Origin of the sequence: Blautia sp. SC05B48, assembly GCF_005848555.1 — a bacterium.
GTDB lineage: Bacteria > Bacillota > Clostridia > Lachnospirales > Lachnospiraceae > Blautia_A.
On sequence record NZ_CP040518.1, the window covers coordinates 617,228 to 638,063 of the forward strand.

16 protein-coding genes are annotated in these 20,836 nt (G+C 44.8%); 5 read left to right on the forward strand and 11 right to left on the reverse strand.

The annotated features are described in order from the left end of the window. Window positions 1-89: 89 nt before the first annotated feature. Entirely contained in the window at window positions 90-2,207 is a 2,118-nt protein-coding gene (locus EYS05_RS02755; protein ID WP_138276553.1) for a glycoside hydrolase family 36 protein, read from the reverse strand. Between the two features lie 256 nt (window positions 2,208-2,463). Between EYS05_RS02755 and EYS05_RS02760 the strand changes: the two genes are divergently transcribed. Further along, the gene (locus tag EYS05_RS02760; protein ID WP_138276554.1) at window positions 2,464-3,411 is read left to right on the forward strand and encodes an AraC family transcriptional regulator; all 948 of its coding nucleotides are present in this window, start codon (window positions 2,464-2,466) and stop codon (window positions 3,409-3,411) included. Between the two features lie 136 nt (window positions 3,412-3,547). Here the strand turns inward: EYS05_RS02760 and EYS05_RS02765 are convergent, their stop codons facing one another. From EYS05_RS02765 to EYS05_RS02775, 3 genes are all read right to left on the reverse strand, one after another. Beyond that, on the reverse strand, window positions 3,548-5,623 hold the full coding sequence (locus EYS05_RS02765; protein WP_138276555.1) for a heavy metal translocating P-type ATPase: 2,076 nt from the start codon (window positions 5,621-5,623) through the stop codon (window positions 3,548-3,550). A gap of 14 nt (window positions 5,624-5,637) precedes the next feature. Continuing rightward, the gene (locus EYS05_RS02770; RefSeq protein WP_118625824.1) at window positions 5,638-5,991 is read right to left on the reverse strand and encodes a DUF6110 family protein; all 354 of its coding nucleotides are present in this window, start codon (window positions 5,989-5,991) and stop codon (window positions 5,638-5,640) included. A gap of 260 nt (window positions 5,992-6,251) precedes the next feature. Then, window positions 6,252-6,710 carry a transcriptional repressor gene (locus EYS05_RS02775; RefSeq protein ID WP_227752296.1) on the reverse strand — a complete coding sequence of 153 codons (459 nt, stop codon included), beginning with the start codon at window positions 6,708-6,710 and terminating at the stop codon, window positions 6,252-6,254. Window positions 6,711-7,019: 309 nt separating this feature from the next. Between EYS05_RS02775 and EYS05_RS02780 the strand changes: the two genes are divergently transcribed. After that, window positions 7,020-8,135 (forward strand): ABC transporter ATP-binding protein, encoded by a 1,116-nt coding sequence (locus tag EYS05_RS02780; protein ID WP_138276556.1) that lies wholly within the window; start codon window positions 7,020-7,022, stop codon window positions 8,133-8,135. A gap of 105 nt (window positions 8,136-8,240) precedes the next feature. Then, window positions 8,241-9,329 (forward strand): PucR family transcriptional regulator, encoded by a 1,089-nt coding sequence (locus tag EYS05_RS02785; RefSeq protein WP_138276557.1) that lies wholly within the window; start codon window positions 8,241-8,243, stop codon window positions 9,327-9,329. An 85-nt stretch (window positions 9,330-9,414) separates the two neighbouring features. On the opposite strand, the gene EYS05_RS02790 is transcribed toward EYS05_RS02785, so the two are convergent. The 3 genes from EYS05_RS02790 to modA form a co-directional block, all read right to left on the reverse strand. Next, the gene (locus EYS05_RS02790) at window positions 9,415-10,464 is read right to left on the reverse strand and encodes a sulfate/molybdate ABC transporter ATP-binding protein (protein ID WP_138276558.1); all 1,050 of its coding nucleotides are present in this window, start codon (window positions 10,462-10,464) and stop codon (window positions 9,415-9,417) included. Continuing rightward, on the reverse strand, window positions 10,464-11,159 hold the full coding sequence (gene modB / locus EYS05_RS02795) for a molybdate ABC transporter permease subunit (protein ID WP_138276559.1): 696 nt from the start codon (window positions 11,157-11,159) through the stop codon (window positions 10,464-10,466). Before modB ends, EYS05_RS02790 begins: the two co-directional genes overlap by 1 nt. Window positions 11,160-11,222: 63 nt before the next feature. Further along, window positions 11,223-12,077 carry a molybdate ABC transporter substrate-binding protein gene (modA, locus tag EYS05_RS02800; protein ID WP_138276560.1) on the reverse strand — a complete coding sequence of 285 codons (855 nt, stop codon included), beginning with the start codon at window positions 12,075-12,077 and terminating at the stop codon, window positions 11,223-11,225. Window positions 12,078-12,384: 307 nt separating this feature from the next. On the opposite strand from modA, the gene EYS05_RS02805 reads away from it, so the two are divergent. Beyond that, window positions 12,385-12,597, forward strand: coding sequence for a TOBE domain-containing protein (locus tag EYS05_RS02805; protein WP_015527392.1), 213 nt, complete (start codon window positions 12,385-12,387; stop codon window positions 12,595-12,597). Further along, window positions 12,590-13,516: a helix-turn-helix transcriptional regulator gene (locus EYS05_RS02810; protein WP_138276561.1), complete on the forward strand. Its 927-nt coding sequence runs from the start codon at window positions 12,590-12,592 to the stop codon at window positions 13,514-13,516. Before EYS05_RS02805 ends, EYS05_RS02810 begins: the two co-directional genes overlap by 8 nt. Before the next feature lie 136 nt (window positions 13,517-13,652). Here the strand turns inward: EYS05_RS02810 and EYS05_RS02815 are convergent, their stop codons facing one another. The 4 genes from EYS05_RS02815 to EYS05_RS02830 all read right to left on the reverse strand — a co-directional run bounded on the left by EYS05_RS02815 (window position 13,653) and on the right by EYS05_RS02830 (window position 20,828). Next, on the reverse strand, window positions 13,653-15,182 hold the full coding sequence (locus EYS05_RS02815; RefSeq protein WP_158293299.1) for a serine hydrolase: 1,530 nt from the start codon (window positions 15,180-15,182) through the stop codon (window positions 13,653-13,655). Window positions 15,183-15,279: 97 nt separating this feature from the next. Continuing rightward, on the reverse strand, window positions 15,280-16,356 hold the full coding sequence (locus EYS05_RS02820) for an acyltransferase family protein (RefSeq protein ID WP_138276563.1): 1,077 nt from the start codon (window positions 16,354-16,356) through the stop codon (window positions 15,280-15,282). Window positions 16,357-16,371: 15 nt separating this feature from the next. Then, window positions 16,372-19,140, reverse strand: a complete 2,769-nt coding sequence (locus EYS05_RS02825) for a CDP-glycerol glycerophosphotransferase family protein (protein WP_118512955.1) — start codon at window positions 19,138-19,140, stop codon at window positions 16,372-16,374. Window positions 19,141-19,163: 23 nt separating this feature from the next. Next, complete coding sequence (locus tag EYS05_RS02830) at window positions 19,164-20,828, reverse strand: CDP-glycerol glycerophosphotransferase family protein (RefSeq protein WP_118512956.1); 1,665 nt, start codon at window positions 20,826-20,828, stop codon at window positions 19,164-19,166. Window positions 20,829-20,836: the final 8 nt, after the last annotated feature.

Below are 20,836 nucleotides of genomic sequence, written 5' to 3' on the forward strand. Positions count from 1 at the left end.
GTATTTTTATTCTCTCAATTTTCTTCTGTTACTGATGTGGTTTTACTTTCATATTCTTTCAGTCCCATAATCAGGACTTTCCTGTTTTTCTATTTCATCTCGATTCTAAATAATCTCGCTGCTTTTTCCTGCGGCATCTTCACTGCAAGATTTCCATTTTCGATTTTATATTCGCACATCTCTTCCTTCGGATAGATCACGGATACTCTGCTAATCTGATCTGCATTTTCCAGAGGGATCACTGCTTCTGTTGTTCCCGGTGTCCATACGGAAAGATAAGTATTCTTCTCTGCTTTCACTCCGTAAGCAAGAACTTCGGATTTCAGAGTTCCAAAACCAAGTGGGAAGAACGGCACGCCGTCACGGACTTCCTCCCGGATCTCCTTATACAGGGAGATTCCCTCCTTCATCCGGTTCATGGAATTTTCTCCCAGTTTCCATACCATACCGCTGATATATGGGCGGAGAAGTATGCCATTTACTACATTGTAGATCACATGCTCTTCTTCATCCTCATACGGATATACCCACATACCTCCCTGCTCCGGAGTTACCGCACTGGCTACGTTGGCAGCGATATTGGCATTGTAGAGATAATCTGTCTGATCACTGGTAGACTGCAGGCTTAATATCTTCAGCATACCATAATCCATACGCTGTCCGCCGGAACCGCAGTTCTCCACAACAAGCTCCGGATGATCCCGGAAGATTTCCTCATACCACTGGTGGAGGCATTCATAATGCTCACGGATGGCATCTGCACAGCTGTCACTGTTCAGGTCACTTCCGTATCCCATGGTTACGTTATAGTCCACTTTAAAGTACTCTACACCGTAATCATTGATCAGCCTGTCTACTACATCACGGCAGTATTTTCGTACCTCCGGATTGCGGAAATCCAGCATATAGCGTTTATTGTCAATGTGGCGTTTTCCATGGCGGCAGACAAACCAGTCATCAGGAAGCTTGTTTGCCAGCTCGCAGGCAACTCCCATAACCTCGATTTCCAGCCAGAGTCCCATTTTCAGGCCTTTACTGTGTGCATGATCGCAGACTTCTTTCAGACCATTCGGGAATCTTCCGGATGCTTCTTTCCATTCCCCGACACGGTCCCACCAGAATCCGTCGTCATACCAGCCTGCATCCAAGCAGTAATATTCACATCCAAGCTCTGCTGCCTTGTCAATAATGGAAAGCTCCCGCTCCGTTGTAGGGTCTCCCATCAGGCAGTTCATGTAATCATTAAATACCACGTTCAGCTTCTCATCGTCCGTATTAGGTCTGCGTACTTTTCTCCGATACCTGGTCAATGCCGCTGCTGCCGGATTCAGGCCACCTTTTACAACAGCTGCCCCTGCCGGAACGGTTGTGAAGCTTTCTCCTGGTTTCAGATTCTTATACCAACCGTGCTCCTGCTCGGTGGCACCGCTTAAGGTAAGATACAGATTTCCGCCCTGTGCAGAGCCATATTCTGCCAGCCACTGTCCGGAGCTTTCAATCTGGAAAATATACGTCTCCCCCGTTTCTCTGTCCTCGGCAATTCCCATGGGAAGATACTCACAGGTAGACCAGGTGCCCTTTCCACTGTAACAATAACGGTTCAGGCCATATCCCTGATGATTGAAGCCATCTACGACCATTCCGTTTAAATTCAGCGTTTCTGCATCGTATTTCTGCCACTGTGCCTCACAGCACCAGCTGTTAAATGGCACATAGATATCTGTTTTTTTATAATAAGGCTTCTCGCCGCCTCCGGAGATTCCCTGATACATAAAGGAAGAAACATAAGTCAGCCCCTGATCCTCGCTTCCCTCGTTGATGATCTCTGTCCAGGTCTGTACTGCCGGCACTCCGTCAAACAGGCGCATATGATATACCGCCTTCAGCTTTTCCGGGGAAACCATTACGATCTCCAGCTCTTTTCCGCCATCCTGTTCCTTCAGCTCATGGTTCTCATAAACAAAATCCACAGAGGACTGATTAATGTTGTTTTTGTAAGCATGCATGTTCAGGCTTCCTGTGCCGCTTCTGTGAATCTCAACAGCCGGGTAACAGATATCCTCCTTCGGCTCCATGATTGCTTTTTTTACTTCCTGTGAAGAAAAATCTGCCAGCTCTACCACGCCGTTTTCCCGGATACGGAACCGGATATCCAGGCCATTCTCATGTAATTCGATCATTTTCATGTTTTCATTTTTATAGCTCATAGAAAATACCCTCCGTTTTTCTGATTCTGATCACAGTATAACATCTGTTTTTTTATGAGGTGACAGGTATCATCCCCTGAATGTAAAAATGCAATATATTGTCGTATTTATTTTTGCGTGATATACTGTTTGCAGACAGCAAAGGGTATATTCAGGCGGGCAGAGTTTTTTAACCGGATATCTGCATCTGTCTGACTCGAAATTTACAGCTGAAATATTTACATTCCGTTTCGCATCGTACTCAGGAGGTTTTTTCATGCCAGATATTTTCCAGGACTCTTCCCAATATTTCCATATTTCTGCTTTTTATGCTCTCTCCCTGCCTTATTATCATATGGAGCACCACACACATTCCAGCTATGAGATCATGTATATCACCTCCGGTTCCTGCCGGGTTTTCTGCCTGGACGGCACGCAGGACACAGAATTCCCACTGAAATCCGGGCAATTTATCTTTATCCGGCCGGATGTACCTCACAGGCTGGAGATTCCAGATGGTTTCCCTTGCTCGATCCTGAATCTGGAATTTTCCCTTACTTCCGAAAAAAGCCCGGTTGCTCTGGAGCTTCTCCTGAAAAAGGATCCCAGATTTTCCCGGTTCTGGAATTTTACGGACGTCTCCCAGGGCTTCTGCTCCGGCACGGATTCCCGCAGCTTCGGATACAGCCTGAAGGATCTGCTCACATTTTTACAACAAAATCCCGGTCAGATACAAAAGGAAGAATTTCTCTTCTTTCTTCTTTTCAGCCGTATGCTTACAGAGCTTGCATTCTGCGCCCGCTCCAGCCGGAGCACTCAGGGAATCGTCTATCTGAAAAAAGCGCTCCGCTACATTGATGAGCATTATCTGGAAGACATTGATATTCCTGCCATCTCCGCATATGCAGGGATCAACAAATCCTACCTGCAGGCGCTCTTTACAGAAAAAAACGGCTGCACCATCAATACCTATATCAACCGCAAGCGTATGGAACAGGCCGCCTTTCTTCTGTGCAACAGTACTCTGCGCATTACGGATATTGCCTTTTCTTCCGGCTGCAACAGCCGGCAGCATTTTGCACATACCTTCGAAAAATTTTATCATATGAGCCCTTCCAGGTACCGAAGCCTTCATACTCGGCCTCTCCGTTCGGATACCCAAAAGAAACGCTATCATATGACTGACGGACTGAAGCTGGAAAGCGAACCCTTTCCTCATGAATAAAACTTACTTCATACACCTGCACCTTCATGCTGATACCTGCGATCCGCGTCTGAGCAGCCTAAAAAAAGCGGCCAGGCACGAAGCTCTTATCTCTTCGATAACCTGGCCGGCTTTTTATATTTATTTTGAAAAATTTCTATGGGAGCAGATTCTGCATACTCTTCAGACTGATCGCCAGTGTGGAGGTATTATGCAGAAGTGCGGATGAAGTCGGCTGCAGGATACCTGCAACGCCACAGGCGATAAGGCCTGCGTTAAAGGTAATAATAAAACGGTAATTGCGTCTGATACGCTTCATCAGTGCATTGCTGATCTCTTTCAGAACAACAAGCTCCTGAAGATCATCTGCACCTACAGTAATATCTGCGATCTCCCGGGCAATTTCAGCACCATCACTGATGGCGATACCGACATTGGCTGCGGAAAGTGCCGGAGAATCATTGATTCCGTCACCTACCATGATAACCTTTCTTCCGGCTGCCTTTTCTTTTTCGATGAAGTTGGCCTTATCCTCCGGAAGTACCTCGGAATAATATTCGTCCACTCCCACACGTCTGGCAATGGCTGCTGCTGTACGCTCGCTGTCCCCTGTCATCATAACGATCTTGGAAATTCCTGCCCCACGCAGTGCTTCTACAGAAGCTTTCGCTTCCTCACGAAGGGGATCTTCAATACAGATCACTGCCGCAAGGCGTCCGTCAATGGCAAGATACAGATGAGAATACTCTTCCGGAATATTGTCGAATTTCTCCCTGCCCTCCTCCGGGATCAGACATTTCTCATCTTCAAATACAAAGTGATAGCTTCCGATCACGGCCTTATGGTTTTCGATCGTAGTGGAAATTCCATGCGCTACTACATATTCAACCTTGGAATGCATCTCCTCGTGTGCCAGATGTTTCTTCTTGGCTGCACTGACAACGGCTTTCGCCATGGAATGCGGGAAATGCTCTTCCATACATGCGGCGATACGAAGCATTTCATCCGGATTATTGTTATCAAACGGAACCACGTCCACAACGGTCGGTTTCGCTTTTGTCAGAGTTCCGGTCTTGTCAAATACGATGGTATCTGCCTCTGCCATTGCCTCCAGATATTTACCGCCCTTAACTGTAACTTTGTGTGTACCGGCCTCACGGATTGCGGACAATACGGAGATCGGCATTGCAAGCTTCAGCGCACAGGAGAAGTCTACCATCAGGATCGCAAGAGCTTTGGTAGCGTTTCTGGTAATCAGATATGTAAGAGCTGTTCCTCCAAGTGTATACGGAACCAGCTTATCTGCCAGATGCTCTGCCTTTCCCTCCAAAGAAGATTTCAGCTTCTCAGACTCCTCGATCATGGTGACGATCTTGTCATAACGGCTGGAACCTCCTACGGTCTTTACGCGGATGGTGATCTCACCTTCCTCCACAACAGTGCCTGCATAGGCAACGCTGCCCTCTTTCTTGCATACCGGTACAGACTCGCCGGTAAGAGAAGCCTGGTTGACCATAGCCTCTCCATCCGTAACACTTCCGTCAAAAGGAATTACGGTACCCATACGTACAACAACCTCATCTCCCGGCTGGACCTCTCCGGACTCTACCAGGATCTCCTGATCCTGTCTCTTCAGCCATACCTTGCCAACATTCAGGGACATGGTTCTTGCAAGATCACCTACGGATTTCTTATGTGTCCACTCTTCCAGGATCTCTCCGATCCCAAGCAGGAACATGATGGAGCCTGCAGTACCGAAGTCCTGACGTAATACAGACACTCCAATTGCAGTGGCATCCAGAACCGGCACCTCGATCTTACGGTGAAGAAGTGTATCAATTCCCTTCCAGATATATTTCAGGGAAGTAGCTGTTGTATAAATGGCATTCAGCGGATATGGCAAAAAAAGCCTTCTTCCATAATGACAGATCACTTTGGAGATCAGCTTCTCCTGATATTCTGCATTCAGTGCTCTCCCTGAGCTCTGCAGCACCTGTGAAGGAACCTCTACATCCTGATAATGAAATTCGCTGATGCCACGGATAACCGCTGCTCTGCTGCCCCGATAATTTATAACTGCATCACAGGTTCTCTCGTATACCTTAGCAGAAGCCACTCCATCAAGGTTCTCGAGATAATACAGCAGCGTATCTGCCTGCCCGTAACTCATTCTCTTCTGAGCAAGATGGATACGAAGCCGGCCTCTTGTCTCATGTTTGATATAAAATTTCACGGAAAATCGCCTCTTTACTCTGCTGTCTCTTCTGCTGTCTCTTCTGTTGCTTCTTCTGTCTCTTCTGCTGTTTCTTTGAATGCATCCTCAGCTACAGTTTCCTCAGCTTCTGTCTCAACATCCTCTACAGCTTCTTCAGCTGCTGCTCTTTCCTCATTGATCTCCTTAGCTTCAGCGAAAATATCTTCAGCGTTCTCCTGCAGATTCGTAGCTGTTTTCATAATGCAGTCCTTAGCTCTTAAAACGGCTGCTGTGCATCCTGTGTAAAGCTTCTTCGCATCCTTGCTTGTAAGGATCTTGATTCCTGCTGTTCCGAAAAGAACGCCTGCTGCAAAAAGTCCTGATTTTTTGAATTTAAAGTCTGCCATAATAAGTATCCTCCTGATATATGATTTTTATTTTTTCTGATTTCCGGTGAGGATTTTTTCATGTCCGCCCCGATATTTTCATCATTATAAAATGTCTGTAAGAAAAAGTCCAGTGTTTTTTTTGTGTTTTTGATACAATTTGTTGAATTTTCAGTTATTTTTGCCTAACAGTTATTTTTTACTAATAGTTTAATTTGTCTAATTATTAGTCTGCACAAACCTCTTCTTTCCTATTATATTGTGCCATAGCTTTTCCATACTCACCCGACCTCATGAACAGGCAGCAGTGCCAGGGTACGGATATTCTGCTCACTGATCTCTCCGCAGGCCCGAAGTCCTGCAAGGATCACTTCATTAAGCTTCTGCCCGGACAGATGGCATATCGTATCATCATCCAGTTCTACTGCACAGGCTCCTTTTGTGCTGCATGCCACGCGATACATATTCTTTCGGCTGATAGCACCGATGGACTCCAGTGTATTGATCATACGATATACTGTGGCCACACCGATTCCTGGATCCAGTGCGAAAGCCCTGTAATAGATTTCCTTACAGCAGGAGCACTCTCCCTCCAGGATAATATCCAGAAGGATCTTTCTCTGTCTGGTGATGCGGAATCCCTTCTCCTTCAGTTTCTCTATAATAAGATCCCTCTGCATCTCTGTATGTCGGTAGCATCCCGTTTTTTTCTCTTCTGTTTCAGCTTCTGCAATATGCATTCTGATCCCTCCTTTATTGAGAAAACTTTTCTTTTATCTAATAAGTTAGTATACTCCAACTTCAGTTAGCTGTAAATAACTTATTTGAACTTTTTTTACATATTGAAGATTCTGCGTTACGGTACACTGGAAACCGTCGTTTTGACAAAATGACGAAAAATCCCCTTTCATTTTTTCGTCAGAATGACAAGAAACTGCCGGAAACTTTGTACGATTCAGCTCTAGCCCTTTTCCCTCATTTTCGATATACTGTTAACCAGCAAAGGAAATTACGTAAAAACAATATATTAATTTTGGAGGGAAACAACAATGGCAAGTTTATCATTATCTCACATTAATAAAACTTATCCGAACGGCTTCCAGGCAGTTAAAGATTTCAACCTGGAGATCGAAGACAAAGAATTCATCATCTTCGTAGGACCATCCGGATGTGGAAAATCTACAACACTTCGTATGATCGCAGGTCTTGAGGAGATCAGCGGTGGTACACTTAAGATCGGTGACAAAGTCATGAACGATGTTGAGCCTAAGGACCGTGATATCGCAATGGTATTCCAGAACTACGCTCTGTATCCTCATATGACAGTTTATGATAACATGGCATTCGGACTTAAGCTTCGTAAAGTTCCGAAGGACCAGATCGACAAGGCTGTTCGTGAAGCAGCAAGAATCCTTGACCTTGACAAGCTTCTTGATCGTAAACCGAAGGCTCTTTCCGGTGGTCAGAGACAGCGAGTTGCTATGGGACGTGCTATCGTTCGTAATCCTAAGGTATTCCTTATGGATGAGCCTCTTTCCAACCTGGATGCTAAACTTCGTGTACAGATGCGTATCGAGATCTCCAAGATCCATCAGAGACTTGGTGCTACAATCATCTATGTAACACATGACCAGACAGAGGCTATGACACTTGGTACCAGAATCGTTGTTATGAAAGACGGTGTTGTTCAGCAGGTTGATACACCACAGAACCTGTATCAGAAACCAGGCAACCTCTTCGTTGCTGGATTCATGGGATCTCCGCAGATGAACTTCCTTGATGCTGTTATCTCCGAGAAAGGCGGCAATGTAGTTGCTACGATCGGTGGTGAGCATGAGGTTATCGTTCCGGCAGCTAAGGCTAAAATCCTGAAAGACAAAGGCTATGTTGGAAAGAAAGTTGTTCTTGGTATCCGTCCTGAGGATATCCATGATTCTCAGATGTTCCTTGAGACATCTCCAAGCAAACCAATGAACTCCGTAGTTAAAGTTTACGAGCTTCTTGGTGCTGAAGTATTCCTGTACTTCGATGTTGACGGAACTCAGGTTACAGCACGAGTTGATCCTCGTACAACAGCTAAGACCGGTGATCCGATCAGATTTGCATTCGATATGGAGAAAGCTCACTTCTTCGACAAAGAGACAGAGCTTACTATCACAAACTAATTCTCATCGAATCATAAAAACAGAATGTAACCCCGGGGGATATGATTTCCCGGGGTTTTCTTTTTATTTCACTAGTTTTATTTTACATCAGAAAGGACGCTTTTTATGAAAATACAGCAAACAATTCAAAAATCTCTGGATGACTGGAACCGGATCAGCGGTCTTGATTTCTGTATTCTGGATGAAAATGACCAGATATACATTTCCACAGGGGATCGCCGGCTTCCTTCTTCTGAAAAGCTTGCTCAGTTCCGGGAGGATCCTGCCTTATGCATCTCCAATCACAGCTGCATTCTGTACAAGCTGAACAACACACCTCAGAGCAATATGCTTCTGATCGTATGGGGCTCCGGAGAGCAGGCTTCTACCATCGGAGAGCTTGCTGTCTGCCAGGTAGAAAGTCTCCTAACCGCCTATACGGAAAAAACAGACAAGAACTCCTTTATGCAGAATCTTCTCCTGAACCGCTATTCCCAGGTAGAGGCTTTTAACAAGGCTGCCCGTCTTCATATCACACCTTCTGCCCGCCGTGCGGTATTTCTTGTGGAAACCAAGCAGCACAAGGACGAAAATGCCCTGGCTACCATCCGTAACATCTTTTCTGCCCGTACACGGGATTTTATCACTGCACTGGATGATTCCGGCATCATCGTAGTACGTGAGCTTCAGAACACCGAAAGCTACGAAGAGCTGGATGGTATCGCCTGCATGCTGGTGGATATGCTCAATACAGAGGCCATGACCTCTGCCTGGGTTTCCTACAGCAATGTTGCAGATGATATCATGGAGCTTTCCGACGCCTACAAGGAAGCCCGCACTGCTCTGGAGGTCGGCAAGATCTTTTATGCTGACAAAAACGTTTTCGGTTACAACCGGCTGGGCATTGGCCGTCTGATCTATCAGCTTCCCACTCAGGTCTGCAACATGTTTGTAGGCGAGATCTTCGGAGAAGAATCCCTGGAATCTATCGACGACGAAACCCTCAATATCATCCGGACCTTCTTTGAAAATAACCTGAACCTTTCTGAAACTTCCAGACAGCTCTATGTGCACCGGAATACTCTGGTATACCGTTTTGAAAAGCTGCAGAAACGTTTTGGCCTGGATATCCGTACCTTTGAGGATGCACTGGCCTTCAAGCTTGCCATGATGGTGTCCGATTACATCACCTACTCCGGAAATCATGGAAAATAGATTCTGCCCGTAAAAATCCATCAAAAATTCCGGAACACAAAAAAGCCCCGGAAACAGCAGATAATGTCTGTTTCCGGAGCTTTCTTTATTTCAGCAACATCAGATGCTCCGGTGGAAGATACAGATATTCCGGAAGATCTTTATCCGGATCCTCCGTAAAGCTGTTTTTGGGACGCATCCACCATAATCCGGCAGCATTCTCTTCTGCTTTGTTCCGGATCATATACTGATGTTCAAATGTAGTTTCTATGTATTGGTCTACCCGCACTGCCATACAGTTCTCACCCGGCTTTGATTCCGGGCGGATCCAGTGACCGCGTATCCCTACGTAAGTAATGTCCTCATCTACGTTTTCTTCGGTATGGAGCTTCATTTTCCAGTCCGCCGCATAGATCTCGTGAGATCCCAGCCTCTCCGCTCTGGAAAAATTCTTACAGCCGGTAAGCTTTGCTGCTTCCAGAAGTCCCGGTCTCTCAAACAGCTGCTTTGTCTCCCCGGTCACAAGGATCCTGCCTTCATGTACAATGGAAAGCTCCCTGCAGAATTTATAGGCCTCATCTCTGCTGTGTGTCACAAGGATCATATCTCCCGGATAGTCCTTGAGGAAATCCTGCATCTCTCGCTGGAGCACATCCTTCAGGTAACCGTCCAGTGCGGAAAACGGCTCATCCAGAAGAATAGCTTCCGGCTCTCCGATCATCATTCTGGCCAGTGCCACTCTCTGCTGCTGTCCGCCGGAAAGCTGTGAGGGCAGGCGCTTCTCCAGCCCCTCCAGATGATATCGCCGAATCAGATCTGCCACCTTTTCCCTGGCGGAGGCTTTTTCCCCACGATAACCACAGCGGATGTTCTGTTCCACTGTCATGGTTGGGAACAAAGCATAATTCTGAAACAGATATCCGATCCGTCGCTTCTGCGGTTTCAAATTGATCCCCTTTTCAGAATCAAATACTGTTTTTCCATTGATGATGATTCTTCCCTTATCCGGTGTTTCGATCCCTGCAATACAGCGTAAGGTCATGCTTTTTCCGCTGCCGGAAGCGCCAAGAAGCCCAATGGATGCCGAACTGCCTTCAAAATCCACCTTCAGGGAAAAATCACGGAAGTTTTTTTCGATATTTACTTTGACTGCCATCAGATCCACCTTCTTGTCTTCATTCCTCTTCCGGATACGATATTGATCAATGCCACGATCACAAAGGAGATCAGCACGATCACAATGACCCAGAATCCTGCAGTTCCGTAATTTCCGGCTGCTGTCTCTGATGCAATCGCAACAGAAACTGTTCTGGTTTTTCCAAGGATATTTCCGGCAAGCATGGAGGTTGCGCCATATTCTCCGATCGCGCGTGCAAATGCCAGCACTGTTCCGGATGCAATCCCCGGTCCTGCCGCCGGCATGACTACTCGCCAGAATATCCGGCTGTCGCTCATCCCCAGAGTCTGACCTGCATGGATAAGATTTATATCCACCTGTTCAAAAGCAGCCCGTGCATTGCGGTACATCAGCGGAAATGCGATCACTGCCGCTGCAATCACACAGCCCTTCCAGGTCTGCACGATCTTAATATCAAAATTATCCAGAAGAAAGCTTCCGAAGGGCCTTTTCAGGCTGAAGATCAGAAGCAGAAAAAATCCAGCCACTGTAGGAGGAAGTACCAGCGGAAGAGTAAGGATCCCGTCCAGTACTGCTCTGGCTCCCGGCTTCAGTTTCATAATCTTTCGGGCACAGAATATTCCCAGAAAAAAAGCGATCACTGTCGCTGCCAGACCTGTTTTTAAGGAAATCCACAGAGGACTCCAGTTTATTTCGCTCAAAAATTCTGCCATATTTCATTCCTGCGTCAGCATTTACTGTGTTTCAGTATTTACTGCCGATTTTCTACATCATACTCATTTGGATGTGCTGTCTGCGGAAGCTGTGCTGTCCTCAGCCTCATATGCTGTAAATCCATAGTCCTCAAAGACCTTGATCGCTGCGTCAGACTCTACATAATCAAGAAAAGCCTCTGCTGCCTTGGTATCGTCTTCAGATGCTTCCTTGTCCTCGATAAGTCCCACAGGATAAAGAACCGGCGTCTTAAGGCTGTCTGCCGGCGCCTCTGCGATGATATCTACTTTATCAGTAACAGATGCAGCATCTGTCGCATATACAACACCAACCTCATTACTTCTTTCACTGACTGCTGCAAGTACATCCGTTACATTCTTGCACTCGTTGATCTCCATTTTGTTTACATCGTCCATGATTCCAAGATTGCTAAAGATCTCACGGGAGTACTGTCCCACCGGAACATCCTCTCCTGCAAGCGCCATATTCTCAGCGTCTGTGATATTCTCGAATCCTGTTACCTTTGTCTCTCCGTCCTTTGGTTTGATCAGAACGACTTTGTTCTCAAGAAGATCCTTAACGGTGTCTTCCTTTGTCAGTTTTTCCTCTGTGAGGGCATCCATCTGTTTATCTGCTGCTGAAAAGAAAAGATCACAGCGTGCACCTTCCTCGATCTGTGTCTGCAGTGTACCTGAACTGTCTGCACTGTAATAGATCGTTACATTCGGATAAAGCTCATTGAAATCCTTCTGGATCTCCTCCATGGAATTGCTGAGGCTGGCAGCAATAAATGCATAAACCTCTCCCTTCAGGTTCTCATCACCTTTCACTTCTGTGTCTGCCGCAAAAACAGTTCCGGTCATAAGGCCTGTTGTTAAAATTCCCGCGGTAAGGGCTGCTAAGATTTTTTTCTTCATCTTTTGTTCCTCTACTTTTCCGTTTCATTCAGTTTTGTTTAGTTTTGAATGGTTTTGTTTAATTTTACCGAAAGGAAAGTTTCTTGTCAAGCTATAAGGCATTGCTGTTTTTCTCTACAAGTGCTATCATAAATACATAGTTGACAAGCCAGGCGGATGTTCACGATCCGCTTCGTTTCTTATCATGAGTGGCTTACAGCACTCCTGATACAGACAAATCCCACACAAGGTTCATTGCTCTGCACAACGGAAGCAGAGAATTTGCCTGATCCGGTTCATTCAATATTCAAGAAAGGGAGAATTACTTATGAAACTCAGTGCACGTAATCAGTTAAAAGGAAAAATCATCAACATCAACCAGGGAGCTGTAAATTCCATCGTTTCTATCGATATCGGTGGTGGAAATATCATCACTGCTACCATCTCCTGTGCGGCGGTGGAAGAACTTGGACTGAAAGTAGGCTCTGATGCTTACGCAGTCATCAAAGCAACCAATGTTATGGTAGGTATCGATGAATAAGGTTTACACAGCTCAGGAAGTGGCAGATAAGCTGAAAATCAAAAAGTCAACGGTATATGACCTGATCAAGCGGGGAGAGCTCCCATCCTCCAAAGTCGGCAAACAGCTGCGGGTCAGCGAGGAACAGTTGTCTCAGTATCTTAATAGTCCGGAATATTCTCCCCTTTCTGTTCAGTCTCACAATTATCAGCCGGAAAGTTCTCTTCTGAAAAGAGATTATCTTCTGCATTCCAGTGGACTGATCATCAGCGGGCAGGCTTCTCCGGCTCTGGATCTTCTCCTGAATCAGCTTCCCACACACCCGGACAGTCTGCCGATTCTGCAATCTCACATGAATACCTACAACGGACTGTATTCTCTTTATTTTGAAAAAGTCCACATTGCCTGTGCATCCGCCTCACCGGAGGATATCCATAGCCTTGTACCCGGTATCCCACTGACTGTGATCTCTCTGTGTCAGTATCCCGTCGGCTTCTATGTAAAAAAAGAAAATCCCAAGAATATCCGGGGATTTTCTGATCTTACACGGGCAGATATTATTTTTGCGAACCGCGAAAAAGGAAGCAGCCGTCGGATCCTTCTCGACCGTACACTGCTGTCTTCCGAAATTTCACCGGATTCCATATCCGGATATCGAAATGAGCTTGTTACCGATCACTCCACGGCTGCCGCAGTGGCTGGTGGACAGGCAGACATAGCTCTTGGCGAGGCCTGTGTGGCGAGAAGCTTTCCGGAGCTGGATTTTCTTCCTGTTTGCCAGGAATCACGCTTCCTGGTTATGCAGACCAAAAATCTGAGCACCCCCGGCTTTCAGGCCGTAGCGGAAACCGTTGCATCCGAACCTTTCCGTCGGTTCCTGTCTCTCCAGACCGGCTACGATATCACAGATACCGGAAACATCCGGCATATTAAAGGATAAAGAAAAACCTTATCTGTGAAATTCTTCCGCAACCATTTCTTTGATGATAATACAAAATCAGCCAGCACGTTCATGAATGCCACTTATTTTTACCGAATCAAGGAAGGCCCCCGGGCTCATGACTGCTGGCTGATCTTTATTTATTCAGATATTGATATACTCTTGAAGAAATCGAACGGATTCCGTGCAGTAAATGATCTTCGGAGGCTCCTTCAGAGAATATACATAATACATAATTTGTTTTCTTTCCATAGATGATCGCCATATCATGCTGAACTGAGCTTGTTTCACCCGTTTTGTTCGCACACACTACACCTGCCGGAAGGCCTGATGGAATTTTGTATCGTTTCGTCTGATACAGTAAAAGATTTAACATTTCTCTGGAATACTGTTGAGAAACGCACCGACCTCTATAGATTTTTTCTAAAAGCATCCCACAATCTTTTGCAGATGCCGTGTTACGCCACCCATCACTGCTCCAGGCTGAAGAAGATGGATGCAAGGAACTGTGGCAGCCGGTATTTTTGTAACCGTTCTTTCGAAGATATTGGTTCACTACAGCCGTTCCTCCTACAAAGCTTCCGCCCCCTTGACGCCTTACCAGTTCATTATAACATTCATTATCACTGACGGTGATCATATCCCACAGCAAGCTGTACACACCGGAGCTGTATTGCATTTTTCCCTGACGAATCTGATCATAGACGGATGCCATCACAAACGCCTTGATCGTACTTGCCGGATACATTTCCTGATCATTTATATTTACAACATTTCCTGTTTTCAGATCTTTTATATAAACAGACCAGTTTCCACCGTAGGCAGAAGCAAAACTCTCTAATTCCGATTTAAACTCACTTAAGGCATACTCTGATCTTGTACTTTTTCTTCCCCTCCAGTCCACATACTGACCATCCGGTGTTTTCATATTTTTCGCAATGGTTCCGTTAGATTTCAGGTAATAGCCATCTTTCCACCGGTTCACCAGCATTTTTCCATTTTGATCTACATAATATTGCTGGCCATCACAGGTTACCCACCCTGCCTTCTGTGCCATTCTTCCGTTATCATTGCCAAAATAATAGATTCCGTTAAACTTTTTTCCCTGAACTGTTTTGTTCATTTTATGAAAAGACGGACGCATGCAGATTCTTCCGGTTCCATAGAAATAATAATAACCACTTTTAAAATTACGCCCACCGAATCTTCTCTGTCTTATATAACGTACTGTTCCACGATCAGCCAGTTTTCCGTACGCTTCCACATAATAAATGCCTGCGATAATTTTTTTGCCCCGCACGTTCTGTTCAGCTACGTTTACAAAGCCACGCTCTCCCTTTGAAATTCTTCCATTGGAGTCTGTGATGTGGTATTTATCAAAGCGAACACCAGAAACTGTCTTTTTATCGAAATAATACACGGATTGTTTTCTCAAAAGTTTTCCGTTTTTGTCAAACATATAAAATCCTGTTTTTAAAAACTCTGTCTTTGGAATTGACAAATAACGCAATCCGCTAAGTTTTCGCTTCTTTGAATCTTTCAGATACCAGTTTCCGCCGGATTTCTGAAGATAATTTCCACTGTTATCCCAAAATCGTACTGTTCTTTCAGCAGCCTCGACCTTTATCTCTGTACTTCTGATACCAATAATGCCTCCAAAAATCATTACTAATATCATCCAATATATACAAACTATTTTCTTTGCTTTCATACTTTAACAAGACCTGCCACAGACGATGACAGGTCTTTCTCCTTTATCTTTATTATCCTATTTTCACACAGATGTTCTGGATCAGGCGGTTGTATCCGCTTACCTTTTTCAGCCATTCCAGCGCTATGGACACGGCCAGTGAAGCCAGCAGAAGCGTCAGTGTATTGGTCAGAAAATATCCACTCACATACACAAAAGAATATTGTCTTATAAATGTATGTATCAGAAATATATTCATGGAATGTTTTCCGAGAAACAGTAAAATCTGTCGCACTCCCGGAATAACATTAATAAATTCGCAGCAAAATGCCATAAATACAATTGGATACACACCCCAGTGGATCTCACTGTATACCTTCAGCGGCAAAGTTCTGTAGGCTTTATACAAAATAAACACCGCAAGAAGTTCCAGAAGAAATTTGAAAACATGCTTCACTCCAACATTCCATATCCTAAACCATCGGTTAAACAAATCATACTTGGCTACGCACATTCCCATGAGAAATACCGGTAAAAATGCATAAATACCTGTAATTCCCATAACCTCCATGGAAATTGTCCGCGGAAATGCCGCAACAGCCACAAGAATAAATACCAGATATTCTTCCTTTATCATAAACAGCGGCACGCAGATGATAAAAATGATCGCCGCGCTCATATACCACCAGGTTCCGTTCAGAGTCGAAGTTCCGAAAAGTTTCGCCAGACCAAAAAAATCCAGCACCATTGCGCTAACACCTTTGGCAATATTTCCGTTTCCGAAATATCTGGTCACGGCATAGCCGTTATAAAGCTGTAAGATCACAACAGAAAGCCCCCATATGATCCAGAACCCTCCCATTGTTTTTATCAGTCTTTTGGCTGTCCACTTACCAGGTGTGGAATTATTTTTTCTGTAACTGAGATACAGTCCGTATCCGGAAATAAATGCATAGATCGGTACACAGATCTTAAATGTTCTGCACAGATACATGATCCGATCTGCCGAAAACGGAGTGAAAACAACATTCAGTCCCTCAAATCTGTCTTGACTCAGATACATATGATGGAACAGCATCATAACAATGGCAATGCCCTTTATCGCCTGAGAATTATATTTATCAAACTTTATTGCCTGCTTTCCTTCCAAAATCCAACCTCCATATTACCGATTCTCGATGATTCTCTCATACACACGTTTGGAACAGTTACGGTCATTAAATGCAAAGGTCTCATCCATTCGTTTCCGATATTCCTCTTTCATCTGACAGCTGTCTGCCATATATTCAATGATCCGTTCCACAGTTCCGTCCAGTGTATGTTCCACCTCTCCAAAGCCATCTCTCTCATAGTCAAAGTATCCCTCTGTGTAGGAATGCGCACCACTGAAAAAGCTGTCTCTGTCAAACTGGGAGTATACGATGGGTTTTCTCAGGTATGCAAAATCAAAGGCAACCGAAGAATAGTCCGTGATCATCAGATCTGTCTGGGCAAAAATGTCCTTGTAGGAATAAGACGAATCCATAAATTTTACCCGTGGATCATGGCGGAACATATGCAGGCCATCAATGGTATTTGGGTGAGGCATGAAGCAGATGGTATATCCGTATTTCTCTGCCGCTCCCAGAAGTTTTTCGTTGTTGAGAAGATCATCATAAAAATGGAAGTATTCGCTTTCCTGAAATTCTTTTCCAAGCTGCCATACTCCTCTGGCATCGGTTCCTGAGGAAAGGCTCTTGCGCCAGGTAGGCATCACCGTCACATACTTGCGTTCATCATGGACCAGACGGTCATAACGTGGCATTCCCGTAAGCCAGATATTTTTTTCCGGATAAAAATAGTCATAGGTAAAGGCAGAATCATACTCCGGCTTTGTGCTGACGATAAATCCGAAAAGATTACGGTTGTATTTGTTCAGCCACTTGGACTGGTTGTCTTTGGTAACACCATGCTGCAGAAATACCAGCTTTTTGTCATAGATAATATCACGGTACAGATACTCCAGCTTTCCAAAAGGATTGATCACCGGTTTGTTAGCCTGGGAGGACAGTGAAAATTCATTCAGCAGGAACAGAAGCTTATGTTTCCAGGAGAAAGGCTCCACAACCTTTCCAAGCTTCCTCATTTCCACATAATCCTGTGTATCCTTGTTGACTACAAAATAAGGCTCCACCGTAGGGTCCGGATTGGCGCAGAGATAGCGGAACATCACTTCGCCGTTGTCATCTCCACGTGTTGTACGGTCGGAGATCAGCCAGATCTGCTTTTTCTGCTTTGCCTTCTGCATCTCGTAGAGCTTACGCACGAGAACTGCCTTTTTTCCGGCCTTTCCCTGAGAGAATATTGCTTTGGTGCGTTTTTTCTTCAGCTGTTTCTCTCTGCTCTGGCTGTATGGCTCTACAGTTACTTCATACTGATGGCCCAGAACTTTTGCATCTTCCTGATCCTCTCCACGGATCATCCGGACTTTTTCGTTAAGATACAGAAGCTTATCCTCTATATGAAGGAAAAGCGGCAGCTTCTTTGTAAATGGCACATATTTTCCGTAGGAAATATTGTACATTTTATTTACATGTCCATCTGTGCCTGTACCCCAGCTGATAAACTCACTGATCTCAGAAAGCGGAATGTCCACGATATACAGCTTCTCAACGGCACTTTCTTCCCTGCACCAGCCGGTTCTTCCCAGTGTATATTTCCATCTGGCTTCATAGGTGCTGCCACCAGTCATCATATATGCACGGTTTGTCCTGCTCACAGGCTCCACAATGGAAAATTCACAGTGCAGCTGGTCTTTTTCCGGCTGGAATATCTTGACATTAAGATTATCATATATGGGATTCAGGATCGTGTCCGCCTGATCCGGGAATTTTTTTCGGATATCCGGATAATATTTCCGGAGAAGATATACTTTGTTTGCCCTGCTGAGATGCTGATTGGACATCACGATTTCCGGAAACTCCATCTGTTTCAGGAAGCTTTCGATGCCTTCCTCATATCTGCATTTTTTCTCTTCATCAAGCTCCTCGTTATCAAATATGATATCAGCCATTTTTGCGCTGTAATACAGCAGCACATAATCTGCATTTTTTTCATGAACAGGATTTTCTTTTCTTCTGCAGTCTGCAATCTTTCGGAAAAATTCCTGGTAAAATACCTCCAGTTGCTTCGGATCCTGCAGCATATTCTTCCAGTCCTCCACCATGAGATGGTCCGCAAGGATCTGCACATAGATATCTTCCCCTGAAGTCACTCCCAGACTCCGGCAGCTTACAACGGACTGATATACCATAGTCATCACATCCAGATACCAGATCTCCGGACGGATCTCGGATACCCATTTCACCTGATCTGCTGCAAATGTATAAGCGGTATACAGCTGATGCAGAAGATATACATTGTTATCCAGCGTTGTTTTTTCGGTGAAACGGTCACAGTAGTTATTATGCTCCCGCACATGGATATTTCCTTTTCCACGGATCTTTGTTATGACAACATCTCTGTTGTCTTCCTCAAAGCAGCGTCTGACCTCTGCACTGGATTTTGGGGAAAAACAGATTCCGGCTTTTGCAAAAACGACATAGTTTCCGGCTATCTTATCCTTCAGCTCCGCCACAAGATCCCCGCATTCCAGACCGTCAATATATAAAAGATCCCTGTCATCCAGCATCTCCCGGAAACGGGAATCTTCCGGATTGAACGCTCCGTAGATCTTATCCAGCTCTTCGTCCTTGAGCTCTTTCTCCTTTTCTCCGGCTTCTTCCAACTCCCTCATGTCCCGTTCATCAGGGATATCCATATCTCCTGCTGTGCGTACTGCAAGGATCTGTACCGTTCCTTTAGGTGTGACCTCACGTACATTTTTAAAGGTTCTGTAAAGCTTTGCGGTATCTTTTGCAAAAACAACTACTGAAAATTCATACTCCCTGTTCATATTGCTCCTTTTGTATCCTTACATTAAAATTTTTTCTCTTTCAGCCTTCTTTTCAGTTTGTCCGGTATTTGAGCATTGGCTATATATTCATAGATTCGTTTGCTATTGTCATTGTCCCTGTAGGGAAGAAGCTCATCTCTCCTTCCTGAAAATTCCGGTTTTTCACGGAATCCGTTCCTCACATATTCTCCGATAAGATCCACCAGCTGGTTCTGATCCCATGCCAGATCTCCGAAAACATCTTTTTTGTAGTCCATATAGCTTCCCTGAACTTTCTCATAGGTTTCCAGATCAAAAGGATAAAATATCACCGGTTTTTCCTGATAGTAGACATCCCAGGAAACAGAAGAATAATCGGTGATCAGCATATGGCAGCTCATCAGAAGCTGATTCAGCGGCATGGTCCCAAATGGGATCAGACGGATATGCCTGTCTTCCACCTGAAAGCTCCGGATATGTTCCCGGAATTTCGGATGGATATAAAAATTCAGCGTGATATCCTCCTTTTCCAGAAGAGTCTTAAGCCTCTCATCCTGCAGAAATGCTTTATAACGCTGATAGTATTCACTTTTTTTGAACTGATCCTCGCTGATATCCTCCAGCCAGTTTCTCCATGTAGGCATCAGCAGGATCTCTTTATGAGCCGGATCTGACTTGTCCTCCAGCACATCCCACCTGGCTAGTCCGGTAATGATGATCTCTTCATTATCGTATCCGAAATAATCATGGATGATCTTCTGTTCATAACCTGAAGACACCACAAACAGTGCCATCTGATTGCCTCCGCCTTTATGGAAGGTCCTGTGGCATTGCTTGAAGCCCATCACTCCATGCTGGAGAAATACGATGTTCTTCCGTGCCTGATACAGAACCTTGTAGATGCTGTTGGGCGAATCCCAGATATAAAAATGCCGGATCGCATCAGTAGATATCAGATACCGGGCAGCGCTGAGATAGATCATGTACTTAAATGACATGAACTGGATCACATTGGCATCATACTCTTTTACAGCCTGATAATCCGGACATTTTTTATCTATTACATAAAAAATCCGACTTCTGTCCTTCTCCGGTGCATGCTCCATACAGTACCGAAAAAAATAGAGGCCGTTGTCCTGTGCCATTGTACAATATTTCTCGCAGATCAGCCATAATTTCTTGTGATCCCAGTAAGGTTTCAGGATAAAATAGCAGAATAATGCAAGAAATTCTTTTGCTATAAATGCATAGCTGTCATATTTCGGATCATATTTCCGGTATTGAATGGTAAACTGCCTTGCTCCGTTAACAAATGGATAAACCATATGCCCATCCCCGGTTCTGGTCCATCTTGGAAAAAGAATCAGCTTAAGTTTAAGTTTTGAACTTAAGCCTCCCAGGATCGCATCCTCATAATTTTCTTTTCCTTCTTTATCCACAGATGCCACCACATCCCAGAATGCGGTTTCCATCGGATACTGATCTACATTGATCTGTGCATGATACACGATCGTATTTCCTTTTTTTGCTGTCTGCATTTCAAAAGGAAAGCTTGTATCCAACACTGTATTTCGCTGTTTCAGCTTCAGGGAACGGATCCTTCCTCTGGATTCTTCCAGCTCAAAACTGATCTTTATGGTTCCTTTTGTCAGCGAAAATTTCCTGGTTTTTACCTTGATCTCCGCCGGAGCCTCCATTAACTGCTGCAATTTTTCAC